Origin of the sequence: Streptomyces canus, assembly GCF_030815415.1 — a bacterium.
In the GTDB taxonomy this organism is placed as follows: domain Bacteria; phylum Actinomycetota; class Actinomycetes; order Streptomycetales; family Streptomycetaceae; genus Streptomyces; species Streptomyces canus_F.
Map to the genome: position 1 here is coordinate 5,961,102 of NZ_JAUSWW010000001.1, position 25,447 is coordinate 5,986,548.

The following is a 25,447-nucleotide window of genomic DNA, read 5'->3' on the forward strand; positions in this document are numbered from 1 at the left end:
TTCCTTCGCAGTGCTCCGGGGTTCACCCCGGGGGTGAAGCGAATCTCACGCCTGCGACGCGGAGCGTCGCGGTGTCGTTCCGGCGGGGCCGGATTGTACTGCGGTGACGGTGAAGGTTCGCTCGAATGTTCTTGGTGACGGTACTCGTTCGACGTGCCTAGTGTGATCGTCATGCAGCTCCGGTACGCGTTTCGCCTGTACCCGGATGCCGGTCAGCGGATCGCGTTGGCGAGGGCGTTCGGGTGCGCCCGCGTCGTGTTCAACGACTGCGTACGGGCCCGTGAGGACGCCCGCAGGGCGGGCAGGCCCTTCCCGAAGGCCGGTGAGCTGTCCATCCGTCTGATCACCGAGGCGAAACGGACCATGGAGCGGTCCTGGCTGGGCGAGGTCTCCGCGGTCGTGCTCCAGCAGTCCCTGCGGGATGCCGAGAGTGCCTACAAGAACTTCTTCGCCTCCCTCAAGGGCACCCGCAAGGGCCCCAAGCTGGGTGCGCCCCGGTTCAAGTCCCGCAAGGACGCCCGGCAGTCGATCCGGTTCACCGCCAACTCCCGCTGGAACATCACCGCCACCGGCCGGCTCAACCTGCCGAAGATCGGAGCGGTGAAGGTGAAGTGGTCCCGCACCCTGCCCGCCACGCCCACCTCCGTCACCGTCATCAAGGACAGCGCGGGCAGGTTTTTCGCGTCGTTCGTCATCGACACCGACCCCGTGGCCGACGCGGCCCGGATGCCCGCCACCGGCCAGAGCATCGGCATCGATCTCGGGCTCACCCACTTCGCCGTGCTGTCCACCGGCGAGAAGATCGACTCCCCGCGGTTTCTGCGCCGGGCGGAGAAGAAGCTGAAGAAGGCCCAGCGCGAGCTGTCCCGCAAACAGAAGGGATCGAACAACCGCACCAAGGCCCGTCTCAAGGTCGCCCGCGCCCACGCCAAGGTCACCGACGCCCGCAAAGAGTTCCACCACCAGCTCTCCACCCGGCTGATCTCCGAGAACCAAGGAATCGCCCTGGAGAGCCTGGCGGTGGCAGGACTCGCGCGTACCCGGCTGGCCAAGTCCGTCTACGACGTGGGCTGGACGGCATTCGTGAACATGCTGGAATACAAGGCGGAACGGTACGGGCGCACCCTGGTCAAGATCGGCCTGTTCGAGCCGACAAGTCAGGTCTGCTCCACCTGCGGGGTCAAGGACGGTCCCAAACCCCTCACCATTCGGGAATGGACGTGTACCGCCTGCGGCACCCTCCACGACCGGGACCACAACGCCGCACTCAACGTCAAACAGGCCGCCGGACTGGCGGCAACAGCCTGCGGAGCGCCGGTAAGACCAGAACCTGTTCTGGCACAGCGTGAAGAAACAGGAAGCCACGGATTCTCCACCGGAAACCGTGCCGCGTAGCGGCACGGCAACCAGTCGAGAAGGCCAGAATCCTCGCCCTTCAGGGCGAGGAGCATGTCAAAGGCTCGCTATGACCCTGTCGGCCAGGATGTAGACGTTCTCCTCGCCGCACGCGAAGGTCAGGGTGTACGCGCCCGACACTCCCGAACCGCCCAGCAGTATCGGGGTCTCGCCGGCCGTCAGGGCCGCCGAGAGGCGCTCCGCGGTCTCCCGGTGACCCGGGGTCATGCAGAGCGTGGTGCCGTCGGTGAAGACATAGACGTCGAGGGTGCCCAGCGGGCCCGGGCGGACGTCGGCCAGTTCCACGCGACCGGCGGCCAGTTCCTCGAGGGTGGCCACCGTGCGCTCATGGTCGTTCACCACCGGCGACTGCACCGGGACGAAGTCCGGGTGGGAGGGGTGGCGGCGGCGGGCCGCGGCCAGCTCCGGGGAGTCCCCGGCGAACTCGTCGATGTCGGCCGTCGGCTCGGAGACCGGCTCCAGGCCCACGAAATCGGCCTGGCGGGGCAGGAACAGCTCGCTGTCGGGCAGGCCGAGCAGGGTGGGCGCGTCGGAGGCGTCACGGGCCTCCTGGGCGGCCCAGAACGCCCGCGCCTCGGCAAGCTCCCGCTCCCGCTCCTCGGCGAGGGCCTCGGCCACGGCGGCCCGTATCTCAGCGGCGTCGGCGGAGTGGCGGGCGGCGGGCACGAGACCGTGCGCGGCGGCCGTGTTCGTCCTGGCGAGCTCGGTGTGCAGGGCCGCGACCTGGCGGCGCAGCTGCATGAGGGTGCGCAGGACGGCGACGGCCACGGCGCCCGTGGCGGCCGTGGTGACCAGCAAGGCGATCGGCATGGCGCTCACTGACGTACTCCCGGTTCAAAGTCGACCCCCGACTTCCTACATCAGCTTGAAGGGCGGACTATCCCGCTGTCAGTGCGTAACGTCACGAAACGGGCAGGGCTTTGGGCCCGGGGTTTAGTGCGAGAACGGCTCTGACCTGCGTAAATCCCTTCCCGAAGGGAGATAGGTCACATCCTGGGGGAGATTGGATCACAAAACGGCCCAGAACCCTGGTGGTTCAAGGGTTCTGGGCCCGGGCCTCACGCGGAGTACCCGTGGGATCACGGGCAGTTGGTCAGCTGAGGCGCTCGATGACCATCGCCATGCCCTGGCCGCCGCCGACACACATCGTCTCCAGACCGAACTGCTTGTCGTGGAACTGGAGGGAGTTGATGAGCGTGCCCGTGATACGGGCGCCGGTCATGCCGAAGGGGTGGCCGACGGCGATGGCGCCGCCGTTGACGTTCAGCTTGTCCAGGTCGATGCCGAGGTCGCGGTAGGAGGGGATCACCTGGGCGGCGAACGCCTCGTTGATCTCGACCAGGTCGATGTCGTCGATGGTCAGACCCGCGCGGCGCAGGGCCTGGGTGCTCGCCTCGACCGGGCCGAGGCCCATGATCTCGGGGGACAGGCCCGACACGCCGGTCGACACGATGCGGGCGAGCGGGGTGAGGCCGAGCTCGCGGGCCTTGGTGTCGGACATGATGACGACCGCGGCGGCGCCGTCGTTGAGCGGGCAGCAGTTGCCGGCGGTGACGAGTCCGTCGGGACGGAAGACGGGCTTGAGGCCGCCGACGGCCTCCAGGGTGACGCCGGCGCGCGGACCGTCGTCCTTGCTGACGACCGTGCCGTCGGGAAGCGTCACCGGGGTGATCTCGCGCTCCCAGAACCCGTTCTTGATGGCCTCTTCGGCGAGGTTCTGCGACCGTACGCCGAACTCGTCCATGTCCTGGCGGGTGACGCCCTTGAGACGGGCGAGGTTCTCGGCGGTCTGGCCCATCCCGATGTAGGCGTCCGGCACGAGGCCGTCCTCGCGCGGGTCGTGCCAGGTCGTGCCCTCCTGCTGCGCGACCTCGACCGTGCGGGCCTCGGCCTCGGCGAAGAACGGGTTGTGCGTGTCCGGGAGGCTGTCGGAGTTGCCCTTGGTGAAGCGGGAGACCATCTCGACACCGGCCGAGATGAAGACGTCGCCCTCGCCGGCCTTGATGGCGTGCAGGGCCATACGGCTCGTCTGCAGCGAGGAGGAGCAGTAGCGGGTGACCGTACAGCCGGGAAGGTGGTCCATCCCCATCTGCACGGCGACGATACGGCCGAGGTTGTTGCCCTGCTCGCCGCCGGGCAGACCGCAGCCGAGGTGCAGGTCGTCGATGTCCCTCGGGTCCAGCTCAGGAACCTTGGCCAGGGCCGCCTGGATGATCGTGGCGGTGAGGTCGTCCGGGCGGAGGTCCTTCAGCGAGCCCTTGAAAGCGCGGCCGATGGGCGAGCGGGCGGTCGAGACGATCACTGCTTCGGGCATGACGACTCCATTGGCGTACGAGGTTCTTCGGGGCACGGGCTGGTTGGGAAGTTACCCGTACGTATGGACGAGGTCACGGGTATGGGGGTGTGACCCTGACCGCAGTTTACTAAGCGCTTGCTTTCCTCGCCCCCGCCGGGCCGGAGTCAGGGCTGTGCCGGGGTCCGCTCCGGTTCCGTCACCGATACCCGGCGGCGCTTCCTGCGCTTCAGCAGGGCCCAGGGCCCCTTCGGACCCGTCGGCATCGCCGCCGTCACCTCGGTGCCGGGCTCCGCGACCGCCTCCGCGGCTGCTCGGGCCACCGGCAGGAAGCCCTCGCGGCGGGAGACGTCCGGGCGCTCTTCCTCCGCCGGCCACAGACCCAGGGTCGCGCAGACCGTGGGCAGGACCGCCATGGCCGCCGTCGCGTACCCCTCCGCCGAGGGGTGGTAGTTGTCCGGACCGAAGAGCTCGCGGGGGTTCGCCGCGAACTCCGGGCCGAGCAGGTCGCCCAGGGACACCGTGCGGCCACCCTGTTCGACCGTGCCGATCGTCTGGGCGGCCGCCAGCTGCCGCGAGGCCCGGCGGGCCAGCCAGCGCAGCGGCTGCTGCACCGGCTCGATCGAACCGAGATCGGGGCAGGTGCCGACCACCACCTCCGCACCCGCCGTACGCAGCCGGCGCACCGCCGCCGCCAGATGGCGGACCGACTGGGTCGGCGCGATGCGGTGCGTCACGTCATTCGCGCCGATCATGATCACGCAGACGTCCGGCAGCCGCCCGGGGTCCGCGAGGATCAGCGCCACCTGACGGTCCAGGTCGTCGGAGCGGGCCCCGGGGTTCGCCACGTTGCGCAGCTCCACCGGGCGCTCCGCCACCGCCGCCAGCCCCGACGCCAGCAGCGCCCCCGGAGTCTGGCCCGAGCGGTGCACGCCCTGGCCCGCGGCCGTGGAGTCGCCCAGCATCGTCAACCGCAACGCGGGTACACCCGGTGTGGTGTACGCGATGCCGTACAGGCCCTGCGCGTTCGGCACATGCGGCGACGGACCGTTGCCGTTGCCCACCTGCCGCTTGGCCAGCCGCACCTCCGCCAGCAGCAGCCCCACGGCCGCCGCGCCCACCAGACCGATCCCGCCGCCGCCGTACGCCGCGCCGGCCGCGATCCGCCGGGCCACCCTGGCCCTCGACATGCTCGTCATACGTCGCCGCCACCTCCGTGCTAGCCGTACACCCACTCCTTGCCCCGTACAGGCCGTCGTCCAATCTCAACGGCGAGTGAACGACCGCTCCGGGCTTTAGGCTGGCGGAACACTTAGACCACATCTTTTGCAGCATCCGGAGACAACGGTGCAATTCCACGACTCGATGATCAGCCTCGTCGGCAACACCCCGCTGGTGAGGCTCAACAACGTCACCAAGGGCATCCAGGCGACCGTCCTGGCCAAGGTGGAGTACTTCAACCCGGGCGGGTCCGTGAAGGACCGCATCGCCCTGCGCATGATCGAGGCGGCGGAGGAGAGCGGCGCACTCAAGCCCGGCGGGACGATCGTCGAGCCGACCAGCGGCAACACCGGCGTGGGCCTTGCCATCGTGGCCCAGCAGAAGGGGTACAAGTGCATCTTCGTGTGCCCCGACAAGGTGAGCACCGACAAGATCAACGTGCTGCGGGCCTACGGGGCCGAGGTCGTCGTCTGCCCCACCGCGGTCGACCCCGAGCACCCGGACTCGTACTACAACGTCTCCGACCGGCTCGTCCGTGAGACGCCGGGTGCGTGGAAGCCCGACCAGTACTCCAACCCCAACAACCCCCTGTCCCACTACCACTCCACCGGCCCCGAGCTGTGGGAGCAGACGGAGGGGAAGATCACCCACTTCGTCACGGGTGTGGGGACGGGCGGCACCATCTCCGGCACCGGCCGCTATCTCAAGGACGCCAGCGACGGCAAGGTGAAGGTCATCGGCGCCGACCCCGAGGGGTCCGTGTACTCCGGCGGCTCCGGGCGGCCGTATCTCGTCGAGGGCGTCGGTGAGGACTTCTGGCCGACCGCCTACGACCGGACCGTCGCCGACGAGATCGTCGCCGTGTCCGACAAGGACTCCTTCCAGATGACCCGCCGCCTGGCCAAGGAGGAGGGGCTGCTGGTCGGTGGCTCCTGCGGCATGGCCGTCGTGGCGGCGCTGCGGGTGGCCGAGCGGCTCGGTCCCGACGACGTCGTCGTCGTGCTGCTGCCCGACAGCGGTCGCGGGTACCTGTCGAAGATCTTCAACGACGAGTGGCTGGCGTCCTACGGATTCCTCGAGGAGTCGGAGCCGGCCGCGAGCGTCGCGGATGTCCTGAGGCACAAGGCGGGCGCCATTCCCAGCCTGGTCCACATGCACCCGGAGGAGACGGTCGGTCAGGCCATCGAGGTGCTGCACGAGTACGGCGTCTCCCAGATGCCGGTGGTCAAGCCGGGGGCCGGGCACCCCGATGTCATGGCGGCGGAGGTGATCGGCTCCATCGTCGAACGGGACCTCCTGGACGCCCTGTTCACCCAGCGCGCCACCCTCGCCGACCCGCTGGAGAAGCACATGTCCTCGCCTCTGCCGCAGGTGGGATCCGGTGAGCCGATCGAAGACCTCATGGCGGTCCTGGGCCGTGCGGACGCCGCGATCGTGCTGGTCGAGGGCAAGCCGACCGGAGTGGTGACGCGTCAGGACCTTCTCGCGTACATGGCGCGCGCCGCTCAGTGAGGCGGACGGGGGTGCCGAACGCAAGCACGGCACCCCCGGAGGCCCTTCCGCTCAGCTCACGGGCGTGATCCGAAGGATCCCGGGAACGAACGCGGCCCGACGCGACCGACCGGGCGGAAGAAAGAAGGGCCGCCGGGTGACGTCGTGGCCTTGGCCCCGCCGGCCTTCCTCGCCAAGAGGGGAAGTGACGGTGAACGTCCGGTGAACCGGTGGGGTGGCGGGCGGACTTTCGGTTGTCCACCGAAGTGGTGGACTTCGCGGAAGTGGTACGAGCGCGTCACGTCCGCGCAGCACACGCTTAACACGGGTCGGGCACATTAGTGGATGTCGGCAGGGCGGGAGCGGCTCCCCGCCCAGGCCGGCACCCAAACGGCGTCACAGGACCTCCGGAGCGGCTCCCGGACCTCCACAGACGCCTTGGACGCGAGGCCCGGCCTGACCCGGTCAGCGTCCCTCGCGGGGACCGCCGTCGTCCCGCCCCCCGGCAACGGGGGTGCGGCGGTCCCCGCGAAAGCTCCTTTCTGCGCCTGAACCGGCGCCGCTCTCGCGGACGTGGTCGCCCGCCGTCGTGGTTCCTCAATCAGGGGTTGCGGCCGTCGTCGCTTTCCAACTGCCCAGCAACTGCAACCGCTCCGCCGTCTCCGACCCCGGCTCCGGTGTGTAGACCAGTAGTGTCAGGTCGCCTTCTCCCGGGAGCGTCAGCGTCTCGTAGGGGAGCACCAGTCGGCCCGCGGCCGGGTGCTGGACGCGCTTCACGCCGTAGGCGCACTCCCTGACCTGGTGGTCGGCCCACAGGCGGCGGAAGTCCTCGCTCTTGAGGGAGAGTTCGCCGACGAGTGCGGTCAGCTGCCGGTCGTTCTGGTGGTGGCCGGCCTGGACCCGCAGATGGGCCACGGACTGGGCGGCCACGGCCTGCCACTCCGGGTAGAGGTCATGGGCCGCGGGGTCGAGGAAGACCTGGCGGGGGATGCTGCGGGCCTCGGCCGTCGTACCGCTGTAGCCGAAGACGGCGTCGGCCAGGGCGTTCCAGGCCAGGACGGTCATACGGCGGTCCAGGACGAAGGCCGGGGTGCGGTCCATGCTGTCGAGCAGCAGCTGGATGCCCGCGCGGACCCGGGGCGCGGCCGGGCGCGCGCCCTGTTTACGGGGCCGGGCCACCGCGTGCAGATAGGCGTGTTCCGTCTCGTCGAGGCGCAGTACGCGCGCGACGGCGTCCAGGACGGCATCGGAGACTCCCCCAGACTTCGTCCGGGAGGGACCCCCAGGGCCTCTGCCCTGTTCCAGACGGATGTAGTAGTCGACGCTCACGCCCGCCAGCTGCGCCACCTCCTCGCGGCGCAGACCGGGTACGCGGCGCCGCCCGTGCGAGGGCAGCCCCACTTCCTCCGGCTGGATACGAGCACGGCGTGTGCGCAGAAAGTCTCCGAGGTCCCCGTCCATGAGTTCGATCGTAGGGGAGCGGCGGGCTGCGAACCTGGTACTGGCAGACCCAGGAAAAGCGCATCCCTGGGTACGGCGGACCGGGCGGCGCAGGGTGGTGGTCGTCGCCGGGGGCGCCCGGCGGACTTCCGGCCACTGAGGAGCACCGCAATGTCGTACGAGAATCTGTCCGGCCGTACCGCCGTCGTCACCGGGGCCGCGAGCGGGATCGGTGAGGCCATCGCCGTACTGCTGGCCGCGCAGGGTGCGAAGGTCGCGCTGCTGGCGCGGCGTCAGGAGCGGCTGGACGCCGTCGTCGAGAAGATCCGCGCCGATGGCGGGCAGGCGCTCGCCGTGGTCGCCGACGTGACCGACGACGGTTCGGTGGACGCGGCCGTCGAGCGGATCCATGCCGCCTACGGGGCTGTCGACCTGGTGGTGAACTCGGCGGGCGTGATGCTGCCGAACCCGGTCGACGACGGGCGCGTCGACGAGTGGCAGCGGATGATCGACACCAATGTCACCGGGGTACTGCGGATGATCCGGGCCTTCACCGCCGATCTGGTGGGCACCGCCGCCGAGGGGCGGACCGCGGACCTCGTGAACATCTCGTCCATCGGTGCGCACATCACGTTCCCCAACTACGCGGTGTACGGGGCCACCAAGGCCGCGCTGACCTATCTCTCGCAGTCGCTGCGGAGTGAGTTCGGGCCGCGCGATGTGCGGGTCACCAACGTCGAGCCGGGGCTGACGCAGACCGAACTCGCCTCGCACATCGACAGCGACGGGCTGCGGGAGCAGCTCGGCGGGATGGTCGACGCGGTGGGCACGCTGTCGGCCGAGGAGGTCGCCGACGTCGTCGCATACGTCGCCAGCCGTCCCCGGCACGTCAACCTGCGGCAGATCATGGTGCTGCCGACCCGGCAGGCGTGACCCGTCCGGTCAGTCCTTCCAGGCGTCGTCGTCCTTGTGGTGACGGCGGCGGCCCCGGAACAGCTCCGGGTTCGTGCGGACCGCCTGGAAGGCGTTGACGCCCACGATGCCGGCCCAGGCGACCAGGAGGCCCGGGAGATGGGCGATGCCGCCGCCGATCGCGGACAGCGGGATCGCCAGGACCATGGAGACGATGCCGAAGCCGAAGCGCTCCCCCCAGGAGTCCGTGGGCTTCGGCGACCGGGAGCCCCGGGCCACCACCATCTGCTGCTCGGCCATCTGCCGGCGCACCCGGCGCTCCACCGCGCCGTCGATGCGCTGGTCGACCTTCTCGAGGAAGGAGTCGACCAGCGCGGACTCGTACTCCTCGCCCAGTTCCCTGCGGGCCTGCAGGGTGGCGTCGAGTTCCTTCTTCAGGTCGGCGTCCCGCGCGTCCATTCCGCTCATGGAATCCAAGTTAGGCAGCGCCGACGCCCGCCGCACTGGGGATATCCCCCGTGTTGATGGTCGGGTTCAGCCCCTCGGTCAGCTCAGTCCGTGCTGGGTGGCGTAGCTGTTCGCCACGTCCTCCGGGTCCTTCTTGTCCTTGTCGACCTGGCGGTTGAGTTCGGTGAGCTGGGCCGTGGTGAGGACGTTGCCGAGGCGGGCGAGGGCCTTGCGGACCGTGGAGTCGGCCTTGCGGTCGGCGATGAGGGGGACGATGTGCTGGCTGGGGATGAGGTTCTTGGGGTCGGTCAGCACGACCCAGTCGTGGGCCGCGATGTCGGTGTCGGTGGTGAAGAGGTTCGCCACGTCGACGTCGCCCTTCTTCAGGGCGCCCTTGACCAGCGGGCCGTCCGAGTCGAGGGACTTGAACTCCTTGAACTCGACGCCGTACACGTCCTTCAGCCCGACCGCGCCCACCCGGCGCTTCTTGACCTCGGGGGCGGCGCCGATGACCAGTTCGCCGTTCTGCTTCGCGAGGTCGGCCAGGGTGGTCAGGCCGTACTTCCGTGCGGTCGCCCGGGTGACGACGAAGCAGTCGGAGTCGGCCGCCTGCCCGTACGGGAGCACCTGGAGTCCGGCGGGCAGGGCCAGGGTGAGGGCGTTCTGCATGGTGCCGGGCTCGGACGACGCGTCCTTCGGGGCGAGGTAGTTGAGGAGGGCGCCCTGGTACTCGGGCAGCAGGTCGATGTCGCCCGCCTTGAGGGCCGGGATCACGATCTCGCGGGTGCCGAGGTTGGGGCGGACCTTCACCTTTACGCCGGCCTGCTGGAGCACGGCCGCGTACAGGTACCCGAGGACCTGGTTCTCGGTGAAGTTGGCGGTGCCGATGGTGACTCCGCCCTTGCTGGAGCCGCTCCCGCCGGAGGCCGTGCCGCCGCCGTCGAGGGAGGTGACGCCGCTGGAACAGGCGGCGAGGGCGGGGACGGAGGCCGCTGCGAAGAGGCCGCCGAGGAGGGTGCGTCGGTTCATCGGGGGTCCTTAAGCGGTGCGGTGGCGGAAGAGGAAGCGCTGGAGGGCGGAGAGCGAGAGGTCGAGGGTTACGGCGATCACGGCGACCAGCACCGCCCCGCCGAGCACCTGGACGAGGTCGCGCTGGGCCAGGCCGTCGAAGACGTAGCGGCCGAGGCCGCCGAAGGAGACGTACGCGGCGATGGTCGCCGTGGCGACGACCTGGATCAGCGCCAGGCGCAGGCCCGTCATGACCAGGGGGAGCGCGAGCGGCAGTTCGACCTGGAACAGGACCTGGTGGCCGCGCATGCCCTGGCCGCGGGCGGCGTCGCGGACGTCCGGGTCGACCGCGGTCATCCCGGCGTAGGTGTTGGTGACGATCGCCGGGACCGCGAGGGCGACCAGGGCGACGTACACCGGCAGCATCGACAGGCCGCCGGCCAGGAAGACCAGGACGACCAGGCCCACGGTCGGCAGCGCGCGGCCGAAGGACGCGAGGTTGATCGCGATGAAGGCGCCCTTGCCGGTGTGGCCGATCAGCAGGCCGAGGGGGAGGCCGATCGCGGCCGCGATGAGGGTCGCGAGGAGCGAGTACTGGAGGTGCTCGGCGAGGCGGTGGGCGATGCCGTCCGCGCCGGACCAGCTCGCGCCGCTGGTCAGCCAGGTGCCGAGGTTCTTGAAGAGTTCGTACATCAGGCGCGCCGCCTCTTCCACGGGGTGAGGACGTACTGGAGGGCGACCAGCAGGGCGTCCGCGACCACCGCGAGGAGGATCGTGAGGACCACGCCCACGATCACCGGCGTCGGGAAGTTGCGCTGGAAGCCGTCGGTGAAGAGCTGGCCGAGTCCGCCGTCGCCGATGTAGGTCGCGACGGAGACGAGGGAGATCGACATGACCGTCGCGATGCGGACGCCCGCCATGATCACGGGGAGCGCGAGCGGGAACTCGACGGTGAGGAGCGTGCGCAGCGGGCGGGTGCCCATCGCCCTCGCCGCCTCCTTGGTCTTGACGGGGACCGAGTCGAGGCCCTCGACGGTGTTCCGGAGCAGTACGACCAGCGTGTAGACGGTCAGACCGATCACGGTCGTGGTGCGGGTGAGGCCGCTGACCGGCAGCAGCAGCACGAAGATCGCGATCGACGGGATCGTGAACAGGACGTTGGAGACGCCGAGCAGGAAGCCGCGCAGGAGCCGGATCCGATGGGCGATCACCGCGAGCGGGAGCGAGATCAGGAGGCCGAAGAAGACGGCACCGAGGGCTGCCTGCAGATGGGAGATCGTGAGGGTGGTGAGGTCGTCGGTGTGGTCGCCGATCCATGACCAGTCGATGGTCATGCGGTCACCACCCGGGCCTCGCTGTGCGCCTGGCCCGCGTGCGCGTGGATGTCGTCGCGGGAGGAGACGCCGGTGAGGACGCCGTCCGCGTCGACGCGGGCTATCAGGCCGGTGGGGGAGGCGATGGACTCGTTGAGGGCCGACAGCAGGGAATCGTTGTCGGTCAGCGGTCGTACGGGGATCTCGGTGTCCTTCGCGGCCCAGCGCAGGGGCTTGTCCGCCGCGTCGAGGACGAGGGACCACGTGCCGCCCTCGGGCGCGGGGCCCTGCGGGACGTTCGCCAGGGTCTTCAGCGAGAGCAGCTTCAGGCCGCGCTCGGCGCCGAGGAAGTCGGCCACGAAGTCGTCGGCGGGGCGGGCGAGGAGTTCGGCGGGGGTGGCGCACTGGACGAGGTGGCCGCCGACGCGGAAGACGGCGATGCGGTCGCCGAGCCGGACCGCTTCGTCGATGTCATGGGTGACGAAGACGATGGTCTTGCCCAACTCCTTCTGGAGCCGCAGGAGTTCGTCCTGGAGCTGGGTGCGTACGACGGGGTCGACCGCGCCGAACGGCTCGTCCATGAGCAGCACCGGCGGGTCGGCGGCGAGGGCGCGGGCCACGCCGACGCGTTGCTGCTGGCCGCCGGAGAGCTGGTGCGGGTAGCGGCGGCCGGCGTCCGGTGCGAGGCCCACGGTCTCCAGGAGCTCGGCGGCCCGGGCCCGGGCCTTCCTGCGGCCGTGGCCGAGGAGGAGCGGCACGGTGGCGATGTTGTCGAGCACCGTGCGGTGCGGGAAGAGGCCGGCCTGCTGGATGACGTAGCCGATGGAGCGGCGCAGTTCGGCCGCGTCCTGGCGGGTGATGTCCTTGCCGCCGACCTTGATGGTGCCGGAGGTCGGCTCGACCATCCGGTTGATCATTCTGAGGGTGGTCGTCTTGCCGCAACCGGAGGATCCGACGAGGACGGTCACGCCGCCTTCCGGCATGTCGAGGGTCAGGTCGTGGACTGCTGTCGTGCCGTTGGGGAAGCGCTTGTGGACCGTGTCGAACTGGATCATGAGATGTCCCTTGCCCGGGCTGTATAACGTCATGCAGAGTTCTCTGTAGCTGAATAACTTGTCAACGGGTTGATGTAAAACCGGCGTAACGGATGACCGACAGGCAAGATCATGTGTCCTGATTGAGGGGAGTTTGGGCTTGATGTCGTCTCATATCGTGGACGCACCAGGTTCTGTGCACACCGGTTTGGTGGTCCTCGACGGGATCGGACTCGGCGTCGCGGACGTCGTGCGGCTCGCCGACGGGGCCGCGCGACCGGTGCCCGGGACCGATGCGATGAAGCGGGTGACCGAGTCCTGGGACGCCGCCCGGCAGATCGCCGCGACCGGACGCGTCTACGGCCGCTCCACCGGTGTCGGCGCCAACCGGAACGAGTCCGTGCCCACCGAGGCGGCCGCGGAGCACGGGCTGCGGCTGTTGCGCAGCCACGCCGGGGCGATCGGGGAGGAGCTCCCGGCGAGGCAGGTCCGCGCGATGCTCGCCGTCCGTGCGAACCAGCTCCTCGCGGGCGGGGCGGGGCTGCGGCCGACCGTGGTCACCGCGCTGTGCGAGGCGCTGGAGAGCGGGGCGTATCCGGTCGTCAACGAGTTCGGCTCGGTGGGGACCGGAGACATCGCCGCGCTGGCCCAGGTGGGGCTGGCGTTGGCGGGGGAGCACCCGTGGCGGAGCGCGACGGGAGCGGGCGGGGGGCTTTCCGGCACCTCCGGCGGGCTCGGTGTGGGTGGTTCCGGTGTGCTCCGAGGCTCGGTCGGTGCCCCCGAGGCGCAGCTCCTGGACAACAACGACGCCCTCGCCTTCATCAGCAGCAACGCCCTCACCCTCGGGCAGGCCGCCCTCGCCCTGCATGAGCTGCGGGGGCTGCTGGAGGCCACGCAGGTCGTCGGGGCGCTGTCCCTGCTCGCCGTGGACGGGTCGCACGAGGCGTACGCGGCGCCCGTGCACGCCGCCCGGCCGCACCGGGGGTCCTCCGAGGTCGCCCGGCGGATGCGGGAGCTGATCGGTGCCGACGAGCGGCCCACCCCGCCGCTCGGGCGGATCCAGGACCCGTACGGCTTCCGGTGTCTGCCCCAGATCCACGGTCCCGCACATGACGCGGCCGACGCCCTGGAGGAGGTCGTCGCGATCGAGATCAACGCGGCCGCGGAGAACCCGCTGATCACCCCCGAGGACATGGCCGCCTACCACCACGGCGGTTTCTACCAGGCCCAACTCGCCCTCGCCCTGGACCACTTCAGGCTGGCGCTGACCCAGGTCGCGCGGCTGTCGACGTCACGGCTGTCCACCCTCAACGAGCCCGCCTACACCCGCCTGCGCCCCTTCCTCGCCGACCACGAACCCGCCTCCTCCGGCGTGATGATCCTGGAGTACGCCGCCGGCGCCGCCCTCGGCGAGCTGCGGGCCTTCTCGGCACCCGCCTCGCTCGGTCACGCTGTACTCTCCCGGGGCGTCGAGGAACAGGCCAGCTTCGCCTCGCTCGCCGCACGGCAGACACTGCGGGCGTGCGGTGCGTACCGTCTGGTGGTGGGCTGCGAACTCGTCGCCGCCGTAAGGGCGCTGCGCCAGCGCGACCTCGGCCCCGACCCGGACCTCCCGGTGGGCCGCGCGCTGGAGCTCGCCATGTCGGTGCTCGACGAGAACCAGGCCGACCGGCCGCTCACCGACGACGTGACGGCGGCGACCACACTGCTCGACCGGTTCACGGACATCTGGAGGGGGAGCGAGTCATGAGCGCGGAGAAGGCCGCGGAGCGGGGCGAGCGGGGCGGCGAGCACGGTGGCGAGCCGGGTGCCGAGCGCGCCGGCGAGAAGGCCACGGCCGTGGCCGACAGCCCGGCCGCACGGCTCCAGGCGCTCTTCGAGGGGCACCGGCTCACACCGACCCAGCGGCGCATCGCGCACAGCATGGTGCGGCGCGCCGCCGACGTGCCGTTCCTGTCCAGCGTCGAGCTGGCCGAGCTCGCCGGGGTCAGCCAGCCGTCCGTCACCCGCTTCGCGGTCGCCCTCGGCTTCGACGGCTACCCGGCCCTGCGCAAGCACCTGCGCGAGGTCGCGCCCGCCGAACAGAGCGCGGCCTCGGCGTCGTACAACGAATACCAGCAGGCCGTCGAGGCCGAGATCGAGAACCTCCGGCACCTGGCGGAGCTGCTCGCCGACCCGCGGCCCGTGCAGAAGGCCGGACGGCTCCTCGCCGCCTCGCGTCCGCTGCCGGTGCTGGGCCTGCGGGCGGCCGCCTCCCAGGCGTACGGCTTCGCGTACTTCGCCGCTAAGGTCCATCCGGACGTACGGCTGCTCCACGAGGGCGGCACGATGATCCACGACCGGATCGACGCCGCCGTCCGCGCGGGCGCCTCGACGCTGCTGTGCTTCGCGCTGCCCCGGCATCCGCGGGAGGTCGTGGACACCCTCGGGTACGCGAAGGAGGCCGGCCTGAGCGTCGTCACCGTCGCCGACTCCGCGTTCGCGCCGGTCGCCAAGGTGTCCGACCTGCTGCTGCCGGCCGCCGTGGGCACGGGGCTCGCCTTCGACACCGCGTGCGCGCCGATGCTGCTCGGGCGGGTGCTCCTCGAGGCGATGTGCGACGACCTGCCGGATGCCCAGGCGCGGCTCGAGGAGTTCGACGCGCGGGCGGCGGCGCGGGGACTTTTCGTGGAATGACGCCTCTTTAAGGCGCGTCTCACGTTCGCTTACTATTCTGCGCCGCCAAGGACTGTGCCAGAGCGACGAGGAGGCGGAACGTGGCACGCGGAGATCGCAGAGCTCAAGGTCTGGCCCGGGTGGCCGTGGTGGTGCGCGCGGGGGCGGCGCCGCTGTGGTGGGCCGGGGTGTTCGCGGCCGGTGTGGGGGTCCTGGTGCCGGGGCTGACCGGGCGCCGGATCGGCGTCCTGGCCGGGGCGGCGCTGTTCATCGTCGCGGCGGCCCTCGTGGCGTACCGCCGTCGCAGGCGTTACACCGGTCTGACCCGCGGTGCCGCCCGCGCCGGCAAGCACGATGTGCTCCAGGACCGCGCGGTGACCGTACGGAACTGGCGCCGCGGCCACCGCTGGTGGCTGCTGCTCGCCTTCGCGGCCGCGCTGGGCAGCTCCTTCGTCGTGCCCGCGGCGGGCGGCATGCTGCTCGCCGGGACCGGCGTGGGACTGTGGCTGAAGGCCGCGTGGCTCGGGCGGCGCGAGCGGGCCGAGGAGGCCCTGCTGTGGGTGCGGGTCGACTGGCTCGACGCACGCGGCGGACGCCCGGCCGGCAAGGCGGTCAAGGCGTACCGCGGCACCGGCATCGCGGCGGGCGACGCGGCCCCGGGCGGGGCGCGCCGCCGCGCCGCGGCACTGGTCTGAGCGTCAGACCTCCAGGTCCTCCTCGATCTTCCGCAGCTGATGGCGGGCCATCGCCAGGTTGGCGCGCTTGGCGTCGAGGACCAGGTAGATGAACAGTCCGTTGCCGCCGCGGCCGCTGATCAGACGGAGCAGGTGGTACTGGTCGGAGAGGGTGATCAGGATGTCCTCGATCTGTCCCTTGAGCCCCAGGTGCTCCATGGTGCGCATCTTGGCGCGCACCACGTCGGTGTTACCGGCGGCCGCGACGTTCAGGTCGAAGCTCTTGCTGCCGCCCATCGTGCCGAGTGCCATACCGCTGGTGTAGTCGACGAGGGCGACTCCGGTCGCGCCCTCGATGGAGGCGAGAGCTTCCTTCAGACAGGTTTCGGTGTTGGCCATGGTGGGTGTGCCCCTCTGGTCGGGTCTGGTCGGGTTCAACTTTCGGTGGATGTGCGCGCGTTGGTGGTACGTGGCGTGCGCGCCGTTCTCGTTCGTGGGGTGCCGGTCCGGGCGGGCGCCCGGGCCGGTTTCGCGGGTGTCTCGACGGGGGCCCGGGAGTCGACGAGCTCCCCGATGCGGGCACTGGCGCGCCGGCCCTCCAGATGCAGCCGCCCGATGCTGACGCTGTCCTGGGCGAGCAGGGTCAGGACGGCCGTGCGGCCCGCCGCGTACGTCGACACATAGCCGTAGGCCCCGCGCACCAGCAGTTCGCGGAAGTCGCCCTGCCCGGTCGCGTCGGCCAGCCGTAGGGAGACACCGAGCGCGGCGGCGGTCAGCGCGGCCATGCCCTCGGGCTCGACACCGGGTGTGTCCTGGGCGATGACGAGTCCGTCCACGCTCGCGGCCAGGGCGCCGGTGAGGTGCGGCACCCGACTTCTCAACCGGCGCAGCTCGTCCAGGATTTCGGGTTCGGCCGCCATCAGGTCTCTCCTCTCGGCGCGTGCCCGCTGCCGCTCAAAGGGACTCCAGCGCATCTCTGAGCCTCTTCAGCAACGTGATGTCGGGATCGGCGACCTCGGGCATGGCCGCGTCGGAGGGGAGCAGGGGGCCGCGGGTGGCCAGGGGTATCGGCGTGCCGCGGCTCGCGGGGCCGGGTCTGCGGGGGGCGGCCGCCGGGTCGCGGGTCACGACTCCGGCCGCCGCCAGCCGCCGTACGTCCACCAGGGTGTGGAACGCCGGGCGGCCCAGCCGGTGGGCGATGTCCGAGGCCGCGCGGACGCCGTCGACCAGGTGCAGCACGGCACGCTGGCGGGCCGTGAGGCCGGGGGCGGCCAGGGCGTCGGAGGGCAGCAGTGGCGCCTCGTCGGTCGTGGGGTCGGGCCAGATGCGGTGCAGCAGGTCGCGGCGGCGCAGCGTCTCGTGCTCCAGGGCGGCCACGGTGACCGGGCGCACGGCACCGAGGCGGCCGGCGCCCGTGAACCGGAAGCGGCCCGGGCTGCTGCTGGGCGCCAGCGCGAAGTAGGCGGCGTCGTACAGCGCCTCCAGGTGGCACAGCTCCAGCGCGCCCCGGGTGAGCAGGCCGCGTCCGGCCAGCAGGAGGCCGGCGCCCGGAGCGCCGTCGGCCTCGGCGACCGCCTTGCTCCAGGTGTCGGCGTCCAGCGTGCCGTGGGCCGTGAGGAGCACGTCGAGGCCCGGCGCCGACGGGCTCTCGGCGTGCACCACCCGGCCCTCGGCCAGATGCAGGGTGCCGCGCTCGCGGACGAGGACGCCGGTGGCCCGCTCGGCGGCGAGCCGGGTCAGCATCGGTGAGACGCCGCCCCAGGCGCGGTCGCGGGCCTCCACCTTGTCCCGCACCGGCAGCCTGGGCGGCGGTGGGGTCCTGACCGCCGTCATCCGAGCACCAGCCGTCCGGTCATCTCACCGAGGCGGATCCGGGCCAGCGCGAGGTTGCCCTCCACGCGGGCCAGCCACAGATGCAGGAAGACGCTGCTGTCGAAGGACGTCCGGACGAAGCACAGGACGTGGTAGCTGTCCCGGTTGCTGATGATCACGTCCTCGACCGGTGGGTCGGTGACGTCGTCGTCCGGGGCGAACGCCCGGTGTTCGGCGGCCAGTCGGGCCAGCTCGGCCACCTCCGCGGCGGCCGCCTCGTGGTCGCCGCCCGGTGACTCCCCGGCGGTGCCCAGAGCCAGCCCGCTCGTCCAGTCGACCAGCGCGACGCCCCGGGCACCGGGTAGTTGCATGGCTTCCAGCAGACACTCGTCGATTCCGGGCACCGCGGTTCCCCTCCCGCATGGGGTTCGGCTGAGTGACGCCGAAACTACGCAGGGTGTGCGTGAGGGGTGAGGATTCTGGCATTTTCCAGTGGAACATGCGTCAGATGACTAAGGTGGGTCAACTGAGCTCGTTTTCGGGACAGTTGACGCACATGTCCACCGGCGTGCGTCAACGGCGCGCGGTTGTTCAGAGGGTGGTGAGCCCGGACGCGTGCGCCCCTCCGGATTCGGCCACGATCTCGTCCAGGGTCTGCGGCGTACGGACGGTCGCGAAAGCGACCCCGCCACCGTCGCCGTCACCACGGCCGTCAGTCGGGCCGAAGCCGTAAATCCCCGGCCGGGCCAGGGAGTTGTACGCGTAGTGATGCGCGAAGTAGTACGCCCCCGTGTCCAGTGCCGCCGCGTAGTCCCCCTGCTCCAGCAGCGGCAGGGCCCGCCCCTCGGCGAGCAGATCCCCGGCGAAGCAGGCCGGCCCGGCGATGTCCTGCACCACCTCGGGCCCCTCTTTGGGCCGCCCCTTCGCGTCGTACGCCGCGATCCTGAGCGGCCACGACCCCGGCACATACACCGTCCGCGTCGCCACCTGCACCCCCGCGTGGGTCACCGCGACCGCCCGCCCGCCCGCGCTCTTGGCGTACTCGACCCGCGCCACGATCGTCCCGTGCTTGGCCAGCAACGACCGCCCGAACTCGGTGACCAGCCCGTACCGCCCGTCGAACAGCCCCGGCACCGTCTCGCTCAACAGCCGCGCGTACTGCGCGTACGTCGGCGCCGTCGCGTCCGAGGCGAAGTTCACCGGCAGCCCGCCACCGATGTCGACCGTGTCGATCTGCCGCCGCCCGATGCTCCGGTTGATCTCCTCGGCGAGCGCGTACGTCTCCGCGGCCCCCTGCGTCATCAGCGAGAGCGGGATGCCCTGGGAGCCGGTGTGCGCGTGCAGCCGGGTGAGCCAGGGGCGGTCGGCGTAGGCGCGCACGATCCACTCCCGGGCGCCCTCGTCCCGGAGCGCCACCCCGAACTTCGAGGTCGCCGTGGCCGTGGACGTCGCTCCGATCGAACCCCCGCCGACCTGCGGGTTGACCCGGATCCCGATGGGGGAGCGGCTCGTGGCGGACCGCATCATGGCGTCGATACGGTCCAGCTCCTGCGGATTGTCGGCGTTGACGGCGATCCCCAGCGCCAGCGCCTCCCGCAGCTCGGCCGGCGTCTTCGCGGGCGAGTCCAGAACGGTCATCTCCGGACGCAGCCCCGCCGCGCGCGCCAGCGCCAGCTCGCCCGGACTGGCCACCTCCGCGCCGATCCCCGCCTCCCGTAGCAGCCGCAGTACCGGCACCAGCGGGGTCGCCTTCACCGCGAAGGCGTGCAGCACTGGGGTGCCGGGCGCGGTGACCGCGTCGAACGCCGCCCGCAGCTCGGCCGCCGACTCCCGGATGCCGGTCACGTCCAGAAGGCCGACGATGGGGTGGCCGAGCCCCAGCAGCCCCTGCTCCACGGCGGCCCGCACCGCCTCGTCCCGCCGTACCGCGCGTGCCAGGTGCTCCCCGTCGCCGTTGTCCACGCCGTCCCCCGTCAGGTCGATGTCCGTGCCCATGCATCCAGCCAAACACCGGTTCCCGCCCCATGCCGAAGGACCGCGCTATTGACTAGATCTATTCAGAAAGTCAAGATGTGAATAACAGCAGCAACAGTCCGCTAGGAGGCAGACCATGTCAGGACCCCGCCCCGTCCGAGCGTCACGCGGTACGGAACTGAGCGCCCTGGGATGGCAGCAGGAAGCCGCCCTGCGGATGCTGCAGAACAACCTCGACCCCGAGGTCGCCGAGCACCCCGACAAGCTCGTCGTCTACGGCGGCACGGGCAAGGCGGCCCGTGACTGGCGCTCCTTCGACGCGATGGTCCGCACACTGCGCACCCTCAAGCAGGACGAGACGATGCTGGTCCAGTCCGGCCGGCCCGTCGGCGTCATGCAGACCCACGAGTGGGCGCCGCGCGTGCTGATCGCCAACTCCAACCTCGTCGGCGACTGGGCGAACTGGGAGGAGTTCCGCCGCCTGGAGGCCCTCGGCCTGACCATGTACGGCCAGATGACCGCCGGCTCCTGGATCTACATCGGCACCCAGGGCATCCTCCAGGGCACCTACGAGACGTTCTCCGCCGTCGCCGCGAAGAAGTTCGACGGCACCCTCGCCGGGACGATCACCCTCACCGCCGGCCTCGGCGGCATGGGCGGCGCCCAGCCGCTCGCCGTCACCATGAACGACGGTGTCGCGATCTGCATCGACTGCGACCCGCGGGCGATCGAGCGCCGGATCGAGCACCGGTACCTGGACGTACGGGCGGACAGCCTCGAGCACGCGCTCCAGCTGGCGGTCGAGGCCCGTGACCAGCGCAAGCCGCTGTCCATCGGCGTCCTCGGCAACGCGGCGGACCTGGTGCCCCAGCTGCTCGCCATGGGCGCTCCCATCGACATCGTCACCGACCAGACCTCCGCCCACGACCCGCTGGCGTATCTGCCGACCGGCCTCGCCTTCGAGGACATGGCGGACGCCGCGGCGAAGGACCCCGCCGGGTTCACCCAGCGCGCCCGGGAGTCGATGGCCCGGCACGTCGAGGCCATGGTCGGCTTCATGGACGCCGGCGCCGAGGTCTTCGACTACGGCAACTCGATCCGCGGCGAGGCCCAGCTCGCCGGGTACGAGCGGGCGTTCGCCTTCCCCGGCTTCGTCCCCGCCTACATCCGGCCGCTGTTCAGCGAGGGCAAGGGCCCCTTCCGCTGGGCGGCCCTGTCCGGCGAGGCGTCCGACATCGCGAAGACCGACAAGGCGATCCTGGAGCTGTTCCCCGAGGCTGAGTCCATTCACAACGCGTCCCTGCACCGCTGGATCAAGATGGCGGGGGAGCGGGTCCACTTCCAGGGCCTGCCCGCCCGTATCTGCTGGCTCGGCTACGGCGAACGCGACAAGGCCGGCGAACGCTTCAACGACATGGTGGCCTCGGGTGAGCTGGCGGCCCCGCTGGCGATCGGCCGCGACCACCTCGACTCGGGTTCCGTCGCCTCCCCCTACCGCGAGACCGAGGCCATGCTCGACGGCTCCGACGCGATCGCCGACTGGCCGCTGCTGAACGCCATGGTGAACGTGGCGTCCGGGGCGTCGTGGGTGTCCATCCACCACGGTGGCGGCGTGGGCATGGGGCGGTCGATCCACGCGGGCCAGGTGTCCGTGGCCGACGGCACGAAGCTCGCCGGCGAGAAGCTCCGGCGGGTGCTGACGAACGACCCCGGCATGGGGGTCATCCGGCACGTGGACGCGGGATACGACATCGCGGCGTCGGTCGCCGACGAGCGGGGCGTGCGGGTGCCCATGCGCGAGGGTGACGACGCGTGACGGTGAGCGAGAGCGCCCTGCGGGACGGCCGCCCACAGCCCGGGGCCGGCAGTTCCTTCCACAGCATGTGGAGCGAGCTTCGCCCCATCGGCCGTCACCCCGACTCCCACGGCTACCGCCGCTACGCCTGGACCGGCGCCGACGGCGAGTGCCGGGCCTGGTTCAAGGAGCAGGCCGAGGCCCGCGGGCTGACCTACGAGCTGGACCGCAACGGCAACCAGTGGGCCTGGCTCGGGGACCCCTCCGCCGGGGACGCCGTCGTCGCCGGGTCGCATCTGGACTCCGTGCCGGACGGTGGTGCCTTCGACGGCCCTCTCGGCGTCGTGTCCTCCTTCGCCGCGCTCGATGAACTCCGCGCCCGCGGGGCGACGTTCACCAGGCCCCTCGCCCTCGTCAACTTCGGCGACGAGGAGGGCGCCCGGTTCGGGCTGGCCTGTGTGGGGTCGCGGCTCACCTCGGGGCAGCTCACCGTGGAGCAGGCGCACCGGCTCACCGACGGGGACGGGGTCACGCTCCCGAGGGCCATGGAGGCCGCCGGGTACGACCCCGACGCCCTCGGCGCGGACCCGGAGCGGCTCTCCCGCATCGGCGCCTTCGTCGAGCTGCATGTCGAGCAGGGCCGGGCGCTGGACCTGTCCGGCGACCGGGTCGGGCTCGCCAGCGCCATCTGGCCGCACGGGCGGTGGCGGTTCGACTTCCGGGGCGAGGCCAACCACGCCGGCACCACCCGGCTCGTCGACCGGCGCGACCCGATGCTGTCGTACGCCGAGACCGTCCTCGCCGCCCGCCGCGAGGCCGAACTCGCCGGTGCCGTCGCCACCTTCGGCAAGATCTCCGTCGAGCCCAACGGCGTCAACGCCATCCCGTCCCTCGTCCGCGGCTGGCTCGACTCCCCGCGCCGCCGACCAGGAGAGCCTGGACGCCGTCGTCGGCGGGGTCGAGAAGGCCGCCCGCGAGTACGCGGCAGCCCACGGCATCGACCTCGACGTGGTCCGCGAGTCCTTCACCCCCGTCGTCGAGTTCGACCACGCCCTGCGCGACGAACTCGCCCGCATCCTCGGCGGGAGCGGCGGCACCGACCTCAAGGTCCCCGTCCTGGGAACCGGCGCCGGACACGACGCCGGGATCCTCTCCGGGCACATCCCGACCGCCATGCTGTTCGTACGCAACCCCACGGGCGTCTCGCACTCCCCGGCCGAGTTCGCGGCCGAGGACGACTGCGTGGCCGGGGTACTCGCACTCGCCGACGTACTGGAAGGGCTGGCCTGCAGGTGACCCGGAAGACCTACTGGCTCGAACACGCCTGGCTCGACACCCACGTCGAGCCGGGCGTGGCCGTGGCGACCGAGGACGGGCGCATCGCCACCGTCCGCACCGACACACCCACCCCGCCCCCCGGCGCCGAGATCCTGCGCGGCCTCACGCTGCCCGGCCTCGCCAACGCCCACTCGCACGCCTTCCACCGCGCCCTGCGCTCCACCGTCCAGGTCGGCTCCGGCACCTTCTGGACCTGGCGCGAGGTCATGTACGCCACGGCCGACCGGCTGACCCCGGAGAACTACCACGCCCTCGCCCGGGCCGCCTACGCCGAGATGGCCCTGGCCGGCATTACCGCGGTCGGCGAGTTCCACTACGTCCACCACGCCCCCGGCGGCACCCCCTATGCCGACCCCAACGCCATGGGCGAGGCCCTCATCGCGGCCGCCGCCGATGCCGGTATCCGCATCACCCTCCTCGACACCGCCTACCTCTCCTCCGGCATCCTGAACAAGCACAGCGGACAGCCGCCCAACACCCACCAGCTGCGCTTCTCCGACGGCAGCGCGGACGCCTGGGCCGAACGCTGTTCAGTTCTCAAGGAACGGGATCACGCGCGGATCGGGGCGGCCGTCCACTCCGTACGGGCCGTGCCGGCCGGCCAGTTGGCGACCGTGGCGCAGTGGGCCGAGGAGCGGCGGGCCCCGCTCCATGTCCATCTGTCCGAGCAGACCGCCGAGAACGACGCCTGCCGGGCCGCCCACGGATGCACCCCCACCCAGCTGCTCGCCGAGCACGGCGTCCTCGGCCGGCGCACCACCGGCGTCCACAACACCCACCTCACCGACGAGGACATCGCCCTCATCGGCGACTCCGGCACCGGCACCTGTATGTGCCCCACGACGGAACGCGACCTCGCGGACGGCATCGGACCCGCGGTCGCCCTCCAGAGGGCGGGCTCCCCGCTCTCCCTCGGCTCCGACAGCCACGCCGTCATCGACCTGCTCGAAGAGGCACGGGCGATGGAGCTCAACGAGCGCCTGCGCACCCGCACCCGGGGCCACTGGACCGCCGCCGCGCTGCTACGGGCCGCCTCCGCCGACGGTCACGCGGCCCTCGGCTGGGACGGGGCGGGCACCCTGGAGGCCGGCGCGCTCGCCGACTTCACGACCATCGCCCTCGACTCGGTCAGGACGGCAGGGTCGCTGCCGCGGCTCGGGGCCGAGACGGCCGTATTCGCCGCGTCGGCAGCAGACGTGTCGCATACGGTCGTGGGAGGTCGCCATGTCGTACGGGACGGGGTCCACTGCCTCGTACCGGATGTGCCGAAGGCCCTCGCGGACGCGGTCGAAGCCCTGCGCGGATGACTCCGGGCCGCGCGCCCGCTCGGCCCGCCCCTGTCCCCGAACCCGCCCCCACCGCCGACCAGGCCACCAAGGACGCCATGAGCAACGCGACGACCGTCAGCCCCGCCCATTCCGCGAGCACCGCCAGCACGCTCATCACCAACATCGCCGCCCTGGTCACCAACGACCCCTCTCTAGGTGACGGATCCCCCCTCGGACTGATCCAGGACGCGGCCGTCGTCATCGAGGGCGACCGCGTCGTGTGGACCGGTGATCAAAGCAAAGCACCCGCCACTGACAACCGGGTCGACGCGGCCGGCCGGGCGGTCGTCCCCGGCTTCGTGGACTCCCACTCCCACCTCGTCTTCGCGGGCGACCGGACGCAGGAGTTCAACGCCCGGATGTCGGGGCGGGCGTACAGCGCGGGCGGCATCCGGACGACGGTCGCGGCGACCCGGGCGGCGAGCGACGCCGAACTGGAGGCCAACCTCACGCGCTACCTCGCCGAGGCCCTCCGTCAGGGCACCACGACCTTCGAGACGAAGTCCGGCTACGGCCTGACCGTCGAGGACGAGGCCCGTGCCCTGCGCATCGCCGCCGCGCACACCGAGGAGGTCACCTACCTGGGCGCGCACATCGTCCCGCCCGACCACGCCGAGGACCCGGCCGCCTATGTGGACCTCGTCACCGGCGAGATGCTCGACGCCTGTGCCCCGTACGCCCGTTGGATCGACGTCTTCTGCGAGAAGGGCGCCTTCGACGGCGACCAGGCCCGCGCGATCCTCACGGCCGGCAGGGCGAAGGGGCTGCACCCGCGCATCCACGCCAACCAGCTCTCCCACGGCCCGGGCGTCCAGCTCGCCGTCGAACTCGACGCCGCCAGCGCGGACCACTGCACCCACCTCACGGACGCCGACGTGGAGGCACTGGCGAACAGCAGCACCGTCGCCACGCTCCTGCCCGGCGCCGAGTTCTCCACGCGCGCGCAGTGGCCGGACGCCCGCCGCCTGTTGGACGCGGGCGTCACGGTCGCCCTCTCCACGGACTGCAACCCGGGCTCGTCCTTCACGTCGTCCGTCCCGTTCTGCATCGCCCTCGCGGTACGGGACATGGGCATGACCCCCGACGAGGCGATCTGGTCGGCCACGGCGGGCGGCGCGGCGGCCCTGCGCCGCGACGACATCGGCCGCCTCACGCCGGGCGCCCGAGCCGACCTCACCCTCCTCGACGCCCCGAGCCACGTCCACCTGGCCTACCGGCCGGGGGTGCCGCTGGTCGCCGGGGTATGGCGACGGGGCGTGCGCGAGATCTGAGCAAAAACGTCAGATCCGCCCGCAC

At 71.4% G+C, this 25,447-nt stretch carries 23 protein-coding genes; 9 read left to right on the forward strand and 14 right to left on the reverse strand.

The window, feature by feature from the left end; translation table 11 throughout:
* Positions 1–171: 171 nt before the first annotated feature.
* Entirely contained in the window at positions 172–1,395 is a 1,224-nt protein-coding gene (locus tag QF037_RS27710; protein ID WP_307029725.1) for an RNA-guided endonuclease InsQ/TnpB family protein, read from the forward strand.
* Positions 1,396–1,452: 57 nt separating this feature from the next.
* On the opposite strand, the gene QF037_RS27715 is transcribed toward QF037_RS27710, so the two are convergent.
* The 3 genes from QF037_RS27715 to QF037_RS27725 all read right to left on the reverse strand — a co-directional run bounded on the left by QF037_RS27715 (position 1,453) and on the right by QF037_RS27725 (position 4,908).
* Positions 1,453–2,235: a hypothetical protein gene (locus tag QF037_RS27715; protein WP_307029727.1), complete on the reverse strand. Its 783-nt coding sequence runs from the start codon at positions 2,233–2,235 to the stop codon at positions 1,453–1,455.
* 274 nt (positions 2,236–2,509) lie between these two features.
* Positions 2,510–3,730 (reverse strand): acetyl-CoA C-acetyltransferase, encoded by a 1,221-nt coding sequence (locus tag QF037_RS27720; RefSeq protein ID WP_307029729.1) that lies wholly within the window; start codon positions 3,728–3,730, stop codon positions 2,510–2,512.
* A 146-nt stretch (positions 3,731–3,876) separates the two neighbouring features.
* Entirely contained in the window at positions 3,877–4,908 is a 1,032-nt protein-coding gene (locus QF037_RS27725; RefSeq protein ID WP_307029731.1) for an SGNH/GDSL hydrolase family protein, read from the reverse strand.
* 148 nt (positions 4,909–5,056) lie between these two features.
* Here QF037_RS27725 and QF037_RS27730 point away from each other — a divergent pair, with 148 nt between their 5' ends.
* Entirely contained in the window at positions 5,057–6,442 is a 1,386-nt protein-coding gene (locus QF037_RS27730) for a cystathionine beta-synthase (protein WP_307029733.1), read from the forward strand.
* A gap of 576 nt (positions 6,443–7,018) precedes the next feature.
* Here QF037_RS27730 and QF037_RS27735 read toward each other — a convergent pair.
* Positions 7,019–7,882 (reverse strand): helix-turn-helix transcriptional regulator, encoded by an 864-nt coding sequence (locus tag QF037_RS27735; RefSeq protein ID WP_307029735.1) that lies wholly within the window; start codon positions 7,880–7,882, stop codon positions 7,019–7,021.
* Between the two features lie 150 nt (positions 7,883–8,032).
* Between QF037_RS27735 and QF037_RS27740 the strand changes: the two genes are divergently transcribed.
* The gene (locus QF037_RS27740) at positions 8,033–8,794 is read left to right on the forward strand and encodes an SDR family oxidoreductase (RefSeq protein ID WP_307029737.1); all 762 of its coding nucleotides are present in this window, start codon (positions 8,033–8,035) and stop codon (positions 8,792–8,794) included.
* 9 nt (positions 8,795–8,803) lie between these two features.
* Here the strand turns inward: QF037_RS27740 and QF037_RS27745 are convergent, their stop codons facing one another.
* The 5 genes from QF037_RS27745 to QF037_RS27765 form a co-directional block, all read right to left on the reverse strand.
* Entirely contained in the window at positions 8,804–9,241 is a 438-nt protein-coding gene (locus QF037_RS27745; RefSeq protein WP_307029740.1) for a hypothetical protein, read from the reverse strand.
* Positions 9,242–9,319: 78 nt separating this feature from the next.
* Entirely contained in the window at positions 9,320–10,249 is a 930-nt protein-coding gene (locus tag QF037_RS27750; protein WP_307029742.1) for an ABC transporter substrate-binding protein, read from the reverse strand.
* 9 nt (positions 10,250–10,258) lie between these two features.
* Positions 10,259–10,921, reverse strand: coding sequence for an ABC transporter permease (locus QF037_RS27755; protein ID WP_307037388.1), 663 nt, complete (start codon positions 10,919–10,921; stop codon positions 10,259–10,261).
* The gene (locus QF037_RS27760) at positions 10,921–11,562 is read right to left on the reverse strand and encodes an ABC transporter permease (protein ID WP_307029744.1); all 642 of its coding nucleotides are present in this window, start codon (positions 11,560–11,562) and stop codon (positions 10,921–10,923) included. Before QF037_RS27760 ends, QF037_RS27755 begins: the two co-directional genes overlap by 1 nt.
* Positions 11,559–12,596 carry an ABC transporter ATP-binding protein gene (locus QF037_RS27765; RefSeq protein ID WP_307029745.1) on the reverse strand — a complete coding sequence of 346 codons (1,038 nt, stop codon included), beginning with the start codon at positions 12,594–12,596 and terminating at the stop codon, positions 11,559–11,561. The genes QF037_RS27760 and QF037_RS27765 overlap by 4 nt, the downstream gene beginning before the upstream one ends.
* A 142-nt stretch (positions 12,597–12,738) precedes the next feature.
* Between QF037_RS27765 and QF037_RS27770 the strand changes: the two genes are divergently transcribed.
* The 3 genes from QF037_RS27770 to QF037_RS27780 all read left to right on the forward strand — a co-directional run bounded on the left by QF037_RS27770 (position 12,739) and on the right by QF037_RS27780 (position 15,925).
* Positions 12,739–14,325 carry an aromatic amino acid ammonia-lyase gene (locus QF037_RS27770; RefSeq protein WP_307029747.1) on the forward strand — a complete coding sequence of 529 codons (1,587 nt, stop codon included), beginning with the start codon at positions 12,739–12,741 and terminating at the stop codon, positions 14,323–14,325.
* A complete protein-coding gene (locus QF037_RS27775) occupies positions 14,322–15,251 on the forward strand; it encodes a MurR/RpiR family transcriptional regulator (protein WP_307029748.1) in 930 nt (309 codons plus the stop codon). The genes QF037_RS27770 and QF037_RS27775 overlap by 4 nt, the downstream gene beginning before the upstream one ends.
* An 80-nt stretch (positions 15,252–15,331) precedes the next feature.
* The gene (locus QF037_RS27780; protein ID WP_307029750.1) at positions 15,332–15,925 is read left to right on the forward strand and encodes a hypothetical protein; all 594 of its coding nucleotides are present in this window, start codon (positions 15,332–15,334) and stop codon (positions 15,923–15,925) included.
* 3 nt (positions 15,926–15,928) lie between these two features.
* On the opposite strand, the gene QF037_RS27785 is transcribed toward QF037_RS27780, so the two are convergent.
* From QF037_RS27785 to QF037_RS27805, 5 genes are all read right to left on the reverse strand, one after another.
* The gene (locus QF037_RS27785) at positions 15,929–16,303 is read right to left on the reverse strand and encodes a hypothetical protein (RefSeq protein WP_307029752.1); all 375 of its coding nucleotides are present in this window, start codon (positions 16,301–16,303) and stop codon (positions 15,929–15,931) included.
* Between the two features lie 35 nt (positions 16,304–16,338).
* On the reverse strand, positions 16,339–16,824 hold the full coding sequence (locus QF037_RS27790) for a roadblock/LC7 domain-containing protein (protein WP_307029755.1): 486 nt from the start codon (positions 16,822–16,824) through the stop codon (positions 16,339–16,341).
* 34 nt (positions 16,825–16,858) lie between these two features.
* Positions 16,859–17,737, reverse strand: a complete 879-nt coding sequence (locus tag QF037_RS27795) for a transcriptional regulator (protein WP_307029756.1) — start codon at positions 17,735–17,737, stop codon at positions 16,859–16,861.
* Positions 17,734–18,120, reverse strand: coding sequence for a hypothetical protein (locus QF037_RS27800; RefSeq protein WP_307029758.1), 387 nt, complete (start codon positions 18,118–18,120; stop codon positions 17,734–17,736). The genes QF037_RS27795 and QF037_RS27800 overlap by 4 nt, the downstream gene beginning before the upstream one ends.
* A gap of 187 nt (positions 18,121–18,307) precedes the next feature.
* A complete protein-coding gene (locus QF037_RS27805) occupies positions 18,308–19,711 on the reverse strand; it encodes a diaminopimelate decarboxylase (protein WP_307029760.1) in 1,404 nt (467 codons plus the stop codon).
* A 115-nt stretch (positions 19,712–19,826) separates the two neighbouring features.
* Between QF037_RS27805 and hutU the strand changes: the two genes are divergently transcribed.
* From hutU to hutI, 3 genes are all read left to right on the forward strand, one after another.
* Positions 19,827–21,506: a urocanate hydratase gene (gene hutU / locus QF037_RS27810; protein WP_307029762.1), complete on the forward strand. Its 1,680-nt coding sequence runs from the start codon at positions 19,827–19,829 to the stop codon at positions 21,504–21,506.
* A gap of 65 nt (positions 21,507–21,571) precedes the next feature.
* Complete coding sequence (locus QF037_RS27815) at positions 21,572–24,130, forward strand: formimidoylglutamate deiminase (protein ID WP_307037390.1); 2,559 nt, start codon at positions 21,572–21,574, stop codon at positions 24,128–24,130.
* Positions 24,127–25,422, forward strand: coding sequence for an imidazolonepropionase (hutI, locus tag QF037_RS27820; RefSeq protein ID WP_307029764.1), 1,296 nt, complete (start codon positions 24,127–24,129; stop codon positions 25,420–25,422). Before QF037_RS27815 ends, hutI begins: the two co-directional genes overlap by 4 nt.
* Positions 25,423–25,447: the final 25 nt, after the last annotated feature.